General features: G+C 60.9%; 12 protein-coding genes. All 12 read right to left on the reverse strand.

The window, feature by feature from the left end; genetic code table 11:
• Window positions 1-328: 328 nt before the first annotated feature.
• Window positions 329-610 (reverse strand): type II toxin-antitoxin system RelE family toxin, encoded by a 282-nt coding sequence (locus tag ACMYUN_RS13920; RefSeq protein WP_122751862.1) that lies wholly within the window; start codon window positions 608-610, stop codon window positions 329-331.
• Window positions 600-845: a type II toxin-antitoxin system Phd/YefM family antitoxin gene (locus ACMYUN_RS13925; protein ID WP_041477418.1), complete on the reverse strand. Its 246-nt coding sequence runs from the start codon at window positions 843-845 to the stop codon at window positions 600-602. Before ACMYUN_RS13925 ends, ACMYUN_RS13920 begins: the two co-directional genes overlap by 11 nt.
• An 89-nt stretch (window positions 846-934) precedes the next feature.
• Window positions 935-1,180, reverse strand: a complete 246-nt coding sequence (locus tag ACMYUN_RS13930) for a DUF2789 domain-containing protein (protein ID WP_415760904.1) — start codon at window positions 1,178-1,180, stop codon at window positions 935-937.
• A 78-nt stretch (window positions 1,181-1,258) separates the two neighbouring features.
• On the reverse strand, window positions 1,259-2,854 hold the full coding sequence (locus ACMYUN_RS13935) for an efflux transporter outer membrane subunit (RefSeq protein WP_415760905.1): 1,596 nt from the start codon (window positions 2,852-2,854) through the stop codon (window positions 1,259-1,261).
• Complete coding sequence (locus tag ACMYUN_RS13940; RefSeq protein WP_415760906.1) at window positions 2,851-3,918, reverse strand: HlyD family secretion protein; 1,068 nt, start codon at window positions 3,916-3,918, stop codon at window positions 2,851-2,853. Before ACMYUN_RS13940 ends, ACMYUN_RS13935 begins: the two co-directional genes overlap by 4 nt.
• A gap of 27 nt (window positions 3,919-3,945) precedes the next feature.
• The gene (locus ACMYUN_RS13945; RefSeq protein ID WP_415760907.1) at window positions 3,946-5,484 is read right to left on the reverse strand and encodes an MFS transporter; all 1,539 of its coding nucleotides are present in this window, start codon (window positions 5,482-5,484) and stop codon (window positions 3,946-3,948) included.
• Window positions 5,485-5,707: 223 nt separating this feature from the next.
• A complete protein-coding gene (locus tag ACMYUN_RS13950) occupies window positions 5,708-6,625 on the reverse strand; it encodes a LysR family transcriptional regulator (protein ID WP_129998394.1) in 918 nt (305 codons plus the stop codon).
• A 201-nt stretch (window positions 6,626-6,826) separates the two neighbouring features.
• Window positions 6,827-7,693: an ABC transporter permease gene (locus ACMYUN_RS13955; RefSeq protein WP_212615001.1), complete on the reverse strand. Its 867-nt coding sequence runs from the start codon at window positions 7,691-7,693 to the stop codon at window positions 6,827-6,829.
• Between the two features lie 20 nt (window positions 7,694-7,713).
• Window positions 7,714-8,574 (reverse strand): ABC transporter ATP-binding protein, encoded by an 861-nt coding sequence (locus ACMYUN_RS13960; RefSeq protein ID WP_415760908.1) that lies wholly within the window; start codon window positions 8,572-8,574, stop codon window positions 7,714-7,716.
• A 17-nt stretch (window positions 8,575-8,591) separates the two neighbouring features.
• Window positions 8,592-9,488, reverse strand: a complete 897-nt coding sequence (locus tag ACMYUN_RS13965; protein ID WP_415760909.1) for a TauD/TfdA dioxygenase family protein — start codon at window positions 9,486-9,488, stop codon at window positions 8,592-8,594.
• 358 nt (window positions 9,489-9,846) lie between these two features.
• Complete coding sequence (locus ACMYUN_RS13970) at window positions 9,847-11,214, reverse strand: HlyD family type I secretion periplasmic adaptor subunit (protein WP_024011116.1); 1,368 nt, start codon at window positions 11,212-11,214, stop codon at window positions 9,847-9,849.
• Complete coding sequence (locus tag ACMYUN_RS13975; RefSeq protein ID WP_323163992.1) at window positions 11,204-13,360, reverse strand: type I secretion system permease/ATPase; 2,157 nt, start codon at window positions 13,358-13,360, stop codon at window positions 11,204-11,206. The genes ACMYUN_RS13970 and ACMYUN_RS13975 overlap by 11 nt, the downstream gene beginning before the upstream one ends.
• Window positions 13,361-13,391: the final 31 nt, after the last annotated feature.

A 13,391-nucleotide genomic window follows, 5' to 3' on the forward strand; every position in this document is an offset into this window, starting at 1 on the left:
CGGATACTGTTAGTTTGCTAACTATCAATATCGCATTGGAGGGGAATTTCAGTCAAGTTTTGAAACAAATCTCCCCACGCTTGGCCGAGGCGTACCACGAGTTGGATGTGTAATTTTTCGAAGAAAAAATCTAATGCGACGGACAAAACGAAATTTTTTTTACAGAAAGGAGGTTTTTTTTACATCTGAGCCTTTTCGCGCATTTTTTTTACATGCTGCGCCTCATGCCAGACGATACATCAACTAATCCCACACTTTGGTGGCCCAGTCCGGTCACTCAAGAATCTCATCGACAAACATCGGCCACTTGAATAAAGCGGGGGCTCGTTCAACGGTTCCTGGCAGTATCGTAAACACTGCTGCGTTCGCGCTTGCCAACCGCTAGCACGGAAACTACGACTCGTTCGTCGATGACTTGGTAAACCAATCGATACCCCGAGGCTTTGAGTTTGATTTTGTAGCAGTCGGGCATGCTGTGGAGGGCGTCAGCCGGGATTCTGGGAAGCTTCAGCCTCTCACCCAGCTTCTTTTTGAACTGCTCCCGCAACGTATGACCCAGCTTGTTCCACTCTTTGTGCGCAGACGGCAGAAACTCAAGCTTATAAGTCATCCAGGCTTACCGAAATGGGCGTTTCGTGGAGGCGCGAACGAACGATGTCAGCCAGCTCAAGATCATCAAGCCGCTCCATCATCGCTTCGTAAACTTCGGCCGGCACCATATAACCCATGACGCGATTGTGGTTGAGGACAGCGACGGCCCCCCCATGTGCACCGTTCAGCACGGCAGTAGGATTTTTCTTCAGTTCAGAGACACTGACAGCCATATCGGCGAGAACGCTTTGCATAATAAGAACCTCAAATTAGGACGTGATTTTGGTCTATTTATGCCATGTGGACAACTGTGGCGTTCAACGAGGATACAACTTCGCGATGATCACCCCACCCGCCCCTTACGCAACATCACATTCAACTGATCCACCACTTCCGCCCAATCCGCATCGTCGAGAATCTCCTCGCGCAGAAACTGCGCCTGACCTGTTGTCCAGAAAAACGCGTCAGCCAGATGCAATTCCGGCTTGAGCGGCGAATGGCTGGCGATGAATTGGTCGATGCCGGTCGGATCGTCATCAAGGCCGAGTTGTTTGAACAGGGCCGGTAGACTGTGCTGCGGATTTTCCATGATGCAACTCCTCTGCAATTCAGGTCCGGCGTTAGGCCGTTCGCTGCAATGGAGTTGATCATAGCTGTCGCGGCGGGTTCAGGGTCTGGCGACGTCAGGTGAGCCTGCGGCCAGTTGCGCTGCCGGATAGACCGACTGCCATCCGCCGCCCAGCGCCTTGTACAAACCGACCATCGCCCGGGAAACGCCGGTCGAGCTTTCCACCCATTGTTCCTGCGTGGCGAGCAAGGCGCTTTGCACGGTGAGGACGTTGACGAAATCGACCACGCCTTCGACGTATTGCTGTTGCGCGGTGCGCAAGGCGATCTGGTTCTGGCGCACGGCTTCGGCGAGGCTGTCACGACGGCGCTGACTGGCGTTGTAGGCGGTCAGTTGATCATCGATTTCATGCCAGGCGCGCAGCACGGTTTGCTGGTAGGCGATGGCTGCTTCCTGCTGCTGAGCTTCACGCAATTGCAGCATCCCGCGCAGGCGACCGCCGTCGAATAACGGCAGGCTGAATTGCGGGCCGATGCCGAAGGCACGCGAGCCCCATGAACCGAAATCGCTCAGCTGCATGGCCTGTGAACCGAGGTTGCCGGACAGGGTAATGCGCGGATAGAAATCGCCCTTGGCCACGCCGATGTTGGCGGTGGCGGCGTGCAGACGCGCTTCGGCCTGGCGGATATCCGGACGACGTTCGGCCAATTGCGACGGCAGACCGATGGCGACTTGCAGTGGCGACTGCGGCACTGCCGCGTCTGTGGATAACGCTTGAGCGAGGGCCTGCGGTGGTTCGCCCATCAACAGACTGATCGCGTTGATCAGTTGCGACTGACGCTGCTCCAGCGCTGGCAGGCGTGCTTCGATGGCGGCGACTTGCGCGGCGGCTTCGGCGACTTCGAGATCGGTCGCCACGCCATCGGCCAGCCGCAGCTGCGAAAGCTTCAGGCTGTGCCGGGCGACGTCGAGGTTCTGCTCGGTGACGGCACGGGTGTTCTGCACCCCGCGCAGCTGAATGTAGTTTTGCGCGGTGTCGGCGAGTACTGTCAGCAGCACACCACGACGATCATTTTCCGCCACTTCGAGATTGGCATCGGCGGCTTCAGTTTCACGGCGCACGCGCCCCCAGAAGTCCAGCTCCCATGAGGCGGAGAAACCGGCATCCCACAGGTTGAAGGCCTCGTCGCCGTTATTGCCCGATGGATCGTTCAAGCCTTTGCCACTGTTGCGTTTGCGCCCGTAACTGCCGGTAGCAGAGCTGTTCGGATAACGCTCGGCGGTGATCACCTGGCGCGCGGCGCGGCTTTGTTGCAGGCGGCTGCTGGCCAGTTGCAGGTCGAGGTTGCTGTTCAGCGCGCGCTGGGTAAGCGCGGACAGCTGCGGGTCGTGGAAGGTTTCCCACCAGCGTTCGTTCAAGGGTGCGCTGACGGCCTGGCTTGGCGCGGATTGACTCGGTTTGGCCCAGTCGGCAGGCTGAGGGGCTTCGGGTTTCTGGAAGTCTGGGCCGACGGTGCACGCGCTGAGGCTGACTGCAAGCAAGGCACTCAGAGTGAGTTGCTGCCAATGCCCCCGTCGCTGGCAAGCCAGCTCCCACAAAGATTGTGCAGGTTGTGCAAAATGGTTCAGCCTGCCAATGCCCCCTGTGGGAGCTGGCTTGCCAGCGATGAGGCCAGCCGATTCAACACCGATCATCGCTGCGTCACCTCGCGCCCGGACGCCTTTGAGCTGGCGGTATCAATACTCGCCTCGACCGACATCCCCACCCGCAACCGCTCGGCCAGTGGCTGGCCCGGCTCCAGCACGATCTTCACCGGAATCCGCTGCACAACCTTGGTGAAGTTGCCCGTCGCGTTGTCCGGTTTCACCGCCGCAAAGGTCACGCCAGTTGCCGGCGCAATGCTCTCGACGCGGCCGGTCAGGGCTTCGCCGCCGAGACTGTCCACTCGGACTTGCACATCCTGCCCGGGCTGCACATCGGTCAACTGGGTTTCCTGAAAATTGGCCACCACATAGGCCTGCTGCAATGGCACCACCGCCAACAGTTTGCTGCCCGGCGTGACGTAAGCCCCGACACGCACCGCACGCTCGCCGATCATGCCGTCCTGCGGCGCGGTGATGCGCGTGTAGGACAAGTTGAAACTGGCAATCTCCAGCGCCGCATGCGCGTGTTTCAGATTGCCTTCGGCGGCGTTGCGCTGGGCGGTGAGAATCTCGACCTGCTTGCGTTCGGCCGCCAGTTTCGCGGTCGCGGTGTCGAGGCGCGCCGACGCCTGATCGATGCGCGTGCGCGCCTGCTGCGCGTTCTGCACGGTGCCGGCGCCGACACCGGCGAGGTGGTTGTAGCGGTTCAGTTCCTGTTGCGCGAAGGCCATTTCCGCTTTGGCCGAGACCACTGCGGCCTGCGCTTGAGCAATCAGCGAAGCCTGACGCTCCAGGGTCGCGTTGGCGTTCTGCAACTGCGCACGCGCGACCAGGGTTTGCGCATCCGCTGCTTCCGCCGCTGCGCGCAAATCACGGTCATCGATCAGCGCCAGCAACTGCCCGGCCTTGACCTGTTGGTTGTCTTCGACCAGCACCTGCTTGATGAACCCGGCCACGCGCGGCACCACCAGCGTGTAGTCGGCCGAGACAAACGCGTCATTGGTGGTTTGCTCGGTGCGGTGGCCGAAAAGCCCGGGCATCGCCAGGTACACCAGCACGCCCACCGCCAGCGCGGCAGCCACGGCCACCGCGAGTTTTTGCTTGGATTGAGTCATAAAAAACCTTCAGTTTCAGTGCAGCAATCAGGACGGCGCGCGCGGCGGATAAATCCGCGTCGGCAGCCAGAAAATCAGCAGAATCAACGCCACGGCGACGCCAGCCATGCACAGGTACAAATCGGACGAAGTCAGCACCACGGCCTGCTCGTGCAAGCGGTGGGCGAGGCCCGGATCGCTGTGATCGGCCAGCGGCGAATTGCCGAGGCTGTCGACCAACATGCTCGAATGAAAATGCAGGCGCGATGTGGTCAGCGCTTCGATGACGCCGGTGGCAACCACCGCGGCCAGGCCTTTGACGGTGTTGAACCACGCCGACGCGAACGGCCCTTCCATCGGCGTGATACTACCGGTCGACAACATCAACAGCGGCAACACCGCCATCGGCTGGCCGAAAATCTGCAGCCATTGCAGCACGTAGAAATCGTCGCGAATCCACGCCGAAGTCAGGTGCGAACCGCCCAGGCAGGACAGCGCAAGCATGCTCAGACCAATGCCGAGCACCCAGCGGCAATCGACCCAGCGCAAATTGCACAGCGCGGCCACCAGCGGCAGCGCGATCAATTGCGGCAGCGCGGCAATGAGCATGATCGGCGCGGTTTGCGCCGGACGATAGCCCTGCACCTGGGCCAGATAACTCGACGGAATCAGCACCACCGCCAGCAGCACGATCAGCACCCCTGCAAGGGTGATCAGGGCGAACAACAGGTTGCGGATGCCGAGCATCTGCAGTTTGAAAAACGGAATCGGCTGCGACCATTCATTGATCATAAAAGCCACCAGCAGCAGCGAACCGGCACCGAGTAATCCACAGATCAGATTCGACTCGAACCAGTCCAGTCGATTGCCCTGCAACAGACCGATCACCAGCATGCAGATCGCCGGAAAGCCCAGCAGCAGGCCTTTCCAGTTGAACGCCCTGAGACGTTCCAGCCGCAGCGGATCCTGCGGCAAGCCGTAGGCAACGGCGGCCATGGCGATCAGGCACGGCACGATGATCTGCCAGAAGGTCCATTGCCAGCCGACGTATTCAGTCCACAGACCGGCCAGCGGCGTGCCGAGTCCCGGGCCGAAAGTCGCGGTCAGTGCGTAGCCGGCCAGTCCGTACAGTTTGATGTTCGCCGGGAGGAAGCGCAGCGCAACGGTCATCAACATCGGCGGCAATGCGCCGCCCGCGAGGCCTTGGAGGATGCGCATCAGCAGCAGACTTTCGTAGCTCGGGGCGAACGGGCACAGCACGCCGAGCAAGGTAAACAGACCGATCGCGCAGAGGGTGAAGCGACGCAGCGAGAAGGTCACCGAGCACCATGGCGCGAAAGCCATGGCCGCGACCGACGTGGCGGTGTAGCTGGCGACCAGCCAGGTGCCTTCGTCGTAACCGATGTGCAGCGCACCGCGAATATCGGCGAGTGCGACTTTGGTGACCATCTCGTTGAGGCCCGAGACCAGCACGGCCAACAGCACGCCGACCAGACCAATGATGATCCGCGCCCCGAACACCGGTGGCGCAGCCGCCGTCGCCGGGCTGGTCGCGGCGAGAGGCGCCGTGACCGTCAGGGATGTCATGAATGAAAACTCCGGGGGTGAAAATACCGGAGCATTTTAGTGGGGCTTGATGCTGACGAAAATTGACTTATCGGCAGGTTATAAGTGCATCTGGTGCAGCAATGAACTCCCTGTGGGAGCGAGCTTGCTCGCGAAGGCGTCGTGCCAGCCAACTTCATCTGTGACTGATCTACCGCTTTCGCGAGCAAGCTCGCTCCCACAAGGTTTTGTGTCGGTCCGAAGGCTAGGGCTGTGCCGCCAGCCACGTTTCATCGCAGCAGGTCTTGAGGGTTTCGCGCAGCCAGCGGTGGGCCGGGTCCTTGTCGAAACGCGGGTGCCAGGCCTGGGTCAGCATCAGCATGGGCAGTGGAATCGGCAGGTCGAATGAACGCAGTTTCAGGCCCAGCCGCCGCACGCTGAGCAGGGCTTCTTTGGGCACCGGCAGGATCAGGTCGGAGTCGGGCAAGGCAAACATCGCAGCATGGAAACTTGGCGCGATCACCGCGACCCGGCGCTCCAGCCCCAACGCATTCAACGCCGTGTCGATCGGGCCGCGAGCGATACCACGCCGCGACATGCTGATGTGGGAAAAACCGGCGTAGCGCTCGGCAGTGATTTCGCCATCGAGCAACGGATGATTTTCGCGCACCAGGCCGACGAAATGGGTGGAAAACAGGTTCTGCACCTTCACTTCTGGCGTGAGCGGACGGGTGTTGCTGACGCTCAGATCGATGCGTCCTTCGCGCAGCGCCTCATCGTCGCCATCGCCTTCCGGGACGAAGCGCAATTCGCAATGCGGGGCGAGTTGGTCGAGGGTGTCGAACAGCTTGCCGCCGTAAACGCCGACGAAGAAATCATTGGCGCGAATGCTGAAGCGTCGACGCAAGCTACCCAGCTCGACGCTGTCGGCGGAGCGAAACAGCAGCGCCGCCTGCTCGACCACATCGCGCACCTGTTCGCGCAGCTCGAGAGCCTTGGGTGTCGGCACCAGGCCACGCCCGGCGCGCACCAGAATCGGATCGCCGATGGCTTCGCGGATCCGCGTCAGCGTCCGACTCATGGCCGCCGGGCTGAGGTTCATCCGCCGTGCCGCACCGACCACACTGCCCTCGTCGAGCAAGGCATCGAGAGCGACCAGAAGGTTCATGTCCGGGAGTTGCATGCTGAGCACTCTTGGCTGATCTGGATTGATCTATGCGCAATGCTAACAAACATCCTTAAAGAGCGGCGGTGCCGAAGCGGACGCCATCGCTGGCAAGCCAGCTCCCACACTGGTTGAGGGAACTCACAGAATTTTTGACCTGCCGCAAAACCTGTGGGAGCTGGCTTGCCAGCGATCGGGCCAGCCCTGCCACCACAGGACTCAGCGTTGCATTCCCCAGCGCTTGACGGTCACGCGCTCAAGGGTGGCAAACACCAGATTCTCCACCAGCAAGCCAATCAGGATCACCACCGCCAACCCGGCGAATACCTTGTCGGTGTACAGCTCATTGCGATTCTGGAAGATGTACCAGCCCAGCCCGCCCTTGCCACTGGTTGCGCCAAACACCAATTCGGCTGCGATCAAGGTGCGCCAGGCGAACGCCCAGCCAATTTTCAAACCGGCGAGAATCGACGGCAGTGCCGCCGGGATCAGGATGAACAAGACCAGGCGCAATCCCCTGAGGCCATAGTTACGCCCGGCCATGCGCAGCGTCTCGGACACACCGAGAAATCCGGCATAGGTGTTCAGCGCCAGCGCCCACAGCACCGAATGCACCAGCACGAAAATCAGACTGTTCTGGCCCAAGCCAAACCAGAGCAGCGCCAACGGCAGCAGGGCAATCGCCGGCAACGGGTTGAACATCGAAGTCATCGTGCTGAGCAGATCACGTCCCAACTGGGTCGAGACCGCCAATGTCGTCAGGGCGAACGCGAGGACGATGCCGATCAGGTAGCCCTTGATCAGCACCACCAGCGAGATCCACACCTTGGCCAGCAGCTCACCACTGAGCAGCCCGTCGAACAGGGCCTGCGCGGTTTGCAGAAAACTCGGCAGCATCAGGTCGTTGTTCTGAATCCGCGCGACCACTTCCCAGATGATCGCCAGCACGATCAGGATCAGGCTTTTACGCAGCCAGCCCTGTTGCCACAGGCGCGTGCCAAGCGGCAATTCGCGCTCGACCGGCACGGCGGTCAGCGGCTCGAGCACGGTTTCGAATTCTTCACGCACGGATGATGAATGGCTCATCGGGTAGTCCTCCTGGCCGCTCAATAGGCGATGCGAATGTCGTTGAAGTGGTGATCACGTTCGGTCTCCGGCGCCTGGCCCTCATCGAACAGCAGACGATGAATGCGCCGCGCCGATTCCTGAAACGCCACGCCGCCGAGGCTGTGCAGGTCGTATTGATGGCTGTGCACTTCGGCGCGCACCCGCCCCGGATGCGGCGACAGCAAGAGGATGCGATTGCCGACCACCAAGGCTTCTTCGATCGAATGAGTGACGAACAGCAGGGTGAAACGAACCTCTTCCCAGAGCAGCAGCAATTCCTCCTGCATCTTGCGGCGAGTCAACGCATCGAGTGCAGCGAAGGGTTCGTCCATCAAGAGGATTTTCGGTTGCATGGCCAAGGCCCGGGCGATCGCCACCCGCGCTTTCATCCCGCCGGACAAGGTGTGTGGATAGGCGTCGGCGAATGCTGCGAGGCCGACCTTTTCCAGATAATGCAACGCACGCTCTTCGGCGTCTTTCTTGTTCAAGGTGCGCGAGGCGAGCAGCGGGAACATCACGTTCTGCTTCACGGTTTTCCATGGCGGCAACTGATCGAATTCCTGAAACACCACAATGCGGTCCGGCCCCGGCGCATCGATCCGCTGCCCCTGCAGACTAATCTCGCCTTCGCAGGGCTGGATGAACCCGGCGACGGCTTTGAGCAGGGTCGATTTACCGCACCCGGACGGGCCGAGCAAAACGAAACGATCAGCCGGGTCGACGGCGAAACTGACTTGGTGGGTGGCGCGCACCACGCGTTGCGGCGTGCGGTATTCGAGGCTGACGTGATCGACGGCCAGCAACGCTTCGCTGCGGGCGATCGGGTTGCTGGCCGCGTGGCCTGGCAAAGGGGCGTTCATGGTCGATCTCCGGCAAATCAGAAAGGCGCGTCGCCCTGGATAGTCGTGCGATACAGCTTGCGGCGCAGATGCGCAGGGCAGCCGGCGGCGAGGTGGATCAGCGAACGGTTGTCCCAGAACACCAGATCGTGCGGTTCCCACTGATGGCGGTAGATGTTTTGCGGCAGCACGCTGTGAGCGAAGAGTTCGCCGAGCAACTGGCGGCTCTCGTCTTCCGGCAGACCGACGATGCGCGTGGTGAAGCCTTCGCTGACGAACAAGGCCTTGCGGCCGTTTTCCGGATGGGTGCGCACCACCGGATGCACTACTTCAGCGACCTGAGCCAACTGTTCTGGGGTCAGGGTCGGGCGCCAGTTGCCTTCGAATTTGGTTTCACTGTAGCGCGCTGTGTAGGAATGCGCGGCAGAGCGTCCTTCGACCGCAGTGCGCAACGCAGCGGGCAAATCGTCCCAGGCTTTGTGCATGTCGGCAAACAGCGTGTCGCCGCCCTCGGCGGGCAGCTCCTGAGCGTGCAGCATCGAGCCGAGGCTCGGCAGCTCTTTATAGGAAAGATCGGAATGCCAGAACTTGCCGGCATCACCGAGACCGATGTTCTGGCCATTCTCGATGATGTTGGAAACGATGAGAATTTCCGGGTGGTTGGCCAGCAGGAATTGCTTGAGCACATGGATCTGCAACACGCCGAAGCGGCGGCTGAAATCGATTTGCTGTTGCGGGGTGATCTGCTGATCGCGAAAGACCACGACATGGTGATCCAGGTGCGCGCGGTGAATGCGCGCGAAGTCCTGATCATTGATCGGCCGGCTGAGGTCGAGGCCAACGATCTCGGCGCCGACGGCACCGCTGAAGGGACGAATTTCGAAGATTTGCGGCGCGGCAATTGCGGCGCTTTCGGTGGCAGTAGCGGCGGACATCAATCATCTCCCACGCACGGCGCGCTCACGGACGCGCTCGTCGATCAGACACTCACGCTGGATTGCGTGTCGGTTCAGGTCGTGCGGCGCGCCGATTGGTCGGCAGGTACGCAGGCGGGTGACTTTATAGCTATAAGAATTGGAAATTAAATACCGTTAATGAATAACGATATGGCGATTGGTGAGGGGGTGGGTGACCATTTTTGTCACTTACCGACGGATATGTAGCGCTTCGGAAGACGCCTTCGCGAGCAAGCCCGCTCCCACAGGGTTCGCATATGGACTCCAGATATTTGTTGAAAACAGATAACTGTGGGAGCTGGCTTGCCAGCGATGAGGCCAGCGAGGCCACTGGGGATCAACGCTCGTGCAACGCTTCAGCCCGTGCGCGGATGATCGGCTTGAGCAAATAGCTCAACACCGATTTCTTGCCAGTGATGATATCCACCGAAGCGACCATCCCCGGAATGATTAGCAGTGGCTTTTCATCCGTGCCCAAGTGGCTGCGCTCGGTGCGCACTTTGATCACGTAGTAAGTGGTTTTCTTGTCTTCGTCGGTGATGGTGTCGGCGCCGATCTGCTCCAGCTGCGCCTTCAGCCCGCCGTAGATGGTGTAGTCATACGCGGTGAATTTGACGATCGCTTCCTGCCCCGGATGCAGAAAGGCAATGTCCTGGGGGCGGATCTTCGCTTCGACCAGCAGGGTGTCGTCCAGCGGCACGATTTCGACCATGTCGCTGCCCGGCTGGATCACGCCGCCAATGGTGTTGACCAGCAATTTATTGACAATGCCCCGCACGGGCGAGGTAACCAGCGTACGGCTGACGCGGTCTTCCAGGGCTTTGCCGGTGGCCTGGGCCTTGTTCAGATCGGTGCGCGCTTCGTTGAGCTGGGTCAGCGCTTCGCTGCGGAATTTGCCACGGGTTTCGTCGATCTTGCGCTGCACTTCCTTGATCGCCGATTCCGCGCGCGGAATGGCCAACGTGGTCGCATCGAGCTGGCCACGGGTTTCCACTTCGGCACGCTTGAGGCGCAACACTTCCACCGGCGAGACCGCGCCCTGCGCCACCAGCGGCTCGGACATGTTGATTTCCTGACGCTGCAAGCCGAGTTGCTGACGGTACTGCGCCTGCTTGGAGCTGAACTCACGCAGCTCTTGCTGACGCTGGATCAACTGCTCCTGCAAGCCGCCGATTTCATCGTGTAACTGCTGACGGCGGCTGATGTACAGCGACTCTTCGCTTTTCGCTTGGCCCGGCACGGCTTTGAGCACGTCCTCGGGGAAATTCAGCGGACGGTCATCGACTTCCGCGCTCAAACGCTCGACCCGCAGCAACATCGACAGGCGATCGGCCTCGGTTTCGCCGACGTTGGAGGCAAAACGTGTGTCATCGAGACGAATCAGCGGCGCGCCGGCCTCGACGATCTGGCCTTCCTTGACGAACAGCTCGGAGACGATACCGCCCTCCAGGTTCTGGATTTTCTGGATCTTCGACGACGGAATCGCCTTGCCGTCGCCCTTGGTCACTTCGTCGATCACGGCGAAGTTGGCCCAGAGCATGAGGAATACGAAGAAGCCGATGATCGCCCAGATGGTCAGGCGCACGACGCGCGGGGCGTCTTCGATCAGCGCCTTGTTGACCTCCGGCAGCGGCTGGCCCTGCAGCGAGGCAGAGCCCTTGAAGTAGCGACGGATCGACTCCTTGACACCGGACTTAAGCAACACTGATCTGCCCCTTCTTCAACGCTTCCATCACGGCGGCTTTCGGGCCGTCGGCGAGAATCTGCCCGCGATCGATCACCAGCAGGCGATCGACCAGCGACAACAGCGATGCCCGGTGCGTGACCAGCACCACGGTCTTGTTTTCAATCACTGCTGCGAGGCGTTGCTTGAGGCGTTCTTCGCCGGTGTTGTCCATCGCACTGGTTGGCTCATCCATCAACAGAATCGGCGGATTGAGCAACAGCGCCCGAGCCAGGGCGACGTTCTGCCGTTGGCCGCCGGAAAGGTTCTGCCCGCGCTCACCGACTTGCAGCTCGTAGCCTTGCGGGTGCAGACGGGCGAATTCGTGGACGCCGGCCAGTTCGGCGGCTTGCAGCACCAGCTCGTCTTCGACATAACGCGCGCCGGACACCAGGTTGTCACGCAGGGTACCGGACAGCAGTTGAATGTCCTGCGGCACGTAGCCGATGTTGTAGCGCAGTTCGCTGACATCGATCTGGCGGATGTCCACGCCGTCGACCAGCAAGGCACCGTCGTCCGGTTGGTAGAGGCCGACCAGCAGTTTAGCCAGCGAACTCTTGCCCGAACCGCTGCGGCCGATGATGCCGATTTTTTCGCCGGGACGGATGACCAGGTTAATGTTCTTCAGCGCCGGGTTCTGCTGGTCCGGGTAGGTGAAGCTGAGTTGGCGGCATTCAATAGCACCCTGCAAGACCTTGCGGCTCAGCGGACGCTCTTCGAAATTGCGCTCCTGAGGCAGCTCCATCATCTGGTCGACCGAGGTCATGGTCACCCGCGCCTGTTGATAGCGCGTGAGCAGACCGGACAGCGACGCCAGCGGGCTCAGCGCGCGACCACTGAGCATGTAACAGGCGATCAGCCCGCCCATGCTCAGGTTGCCGGCGATGATCTGGTACACGCCGAAGACGATCATGATCACCCCGGCCAGTTGCTGGATCAGCAAGGTGATGTTCATCGCCAGACCGGAGAGCATTTTCACTCGCAGCTCGAGACGGCTGAGGGTGCCGATGGTCTGCTCCCATTGATACTGGCGCTCGCTTTCGGCGTTGTTGACCTTGACCGCGTCCAGCCCGGCGAGGGTTTCGATCAGGCTCGACTGGCGCTCGGCGCCCAGCGCCATGGTGCGCTCCATGGTCGCGATCAGCGGCTTCTGCAAGGCGTAGCCGATCAGCAGGGCAATCGGGAAGGCCAGCACCGGAATCCATACCAGATGCCCGCCGAGAATGGCGATGACGATGAAAATCAGAATGGTAAACGGCAGGTCGATCAGACTGGTCAGGGTCAGCGAGGCGAGGAAGTCGCGCAGGCTCTGAAACTCGTGGATGTTCTGCGCAAAACTGCCGACCCGCGCCGGGCGGTATTTCATCGCCATGCCGACGATGCGCTCGAACAGCGTGGCGGAGATGATCAGGTCGGTTTTCTTCCCGGCCAGATCCAGGCACAGGCTGCGCAGGCTCTTGAGGATCAGGTCGAAGATGTAAGCTCCGGTGATACCGAGCGCCAGCACCCACAGGGTTGCTTCGGCCTGGTTCGGTACCACGCGGTCGTAGACGTTCATCACGAACAGCGGCGCGGCCATGGCGATGATGTTGATCAGGAAACTGGCGGCGATCGCATCGGCGTACAGCCAGCGCGAACGCTTGAGGGTGTCACGGAACCACGAGCGTGCACGCGGGATCAGCGTGCCGTGGTTGACGTCGAATTTGTGCTGCGGCTGGGCGAAGAACACTTTGCCGGTGTAATCGTCGCTCAGCAGTTCACGGCTGACCACCGACTCGCCGCCGTCGCTTTCGCTGAGCAGCACGCGTGCTTCGTCGTCGCCCTGCCAGCCGAGCAGGACGGCACTGCGGCCATCCTTGAGCAGCAACAGCGCGGGCATGGCGATCGCCGGAATTTCTTCTAGCTTGCGCTGCAACACCCGACCCTGCAGGCCGGCGCGAGCCGCTGCGCGCGGCAGCAACTCGATACTCAAACGTTGTTTGGGCAGCGGCAGGCCGGTGGTCAGCATCGCCGCGCTGGCGGGCTTCTGGTGGAGCATGCACAGGGCGAGCAGACCATCCAGCAACGGATCGTCATGCAACGCGCGCGGATCATGGCTGAGTTGAACTCGACTGACTTCTGATTCCACGCTCGACACTCTTTAACAGTTGAAAGGGATA

The organism is Pseudomonas sp. CP4 (genome assembly GCF_047758505.1).
Lineage (GTDB): Bacteria > Pseudomonadota > Gammaproteobacteria > Pseudomonadales > Pseudomonadaceae > Aquipseudomonas > Aquipseudomonas fluorescens_AO.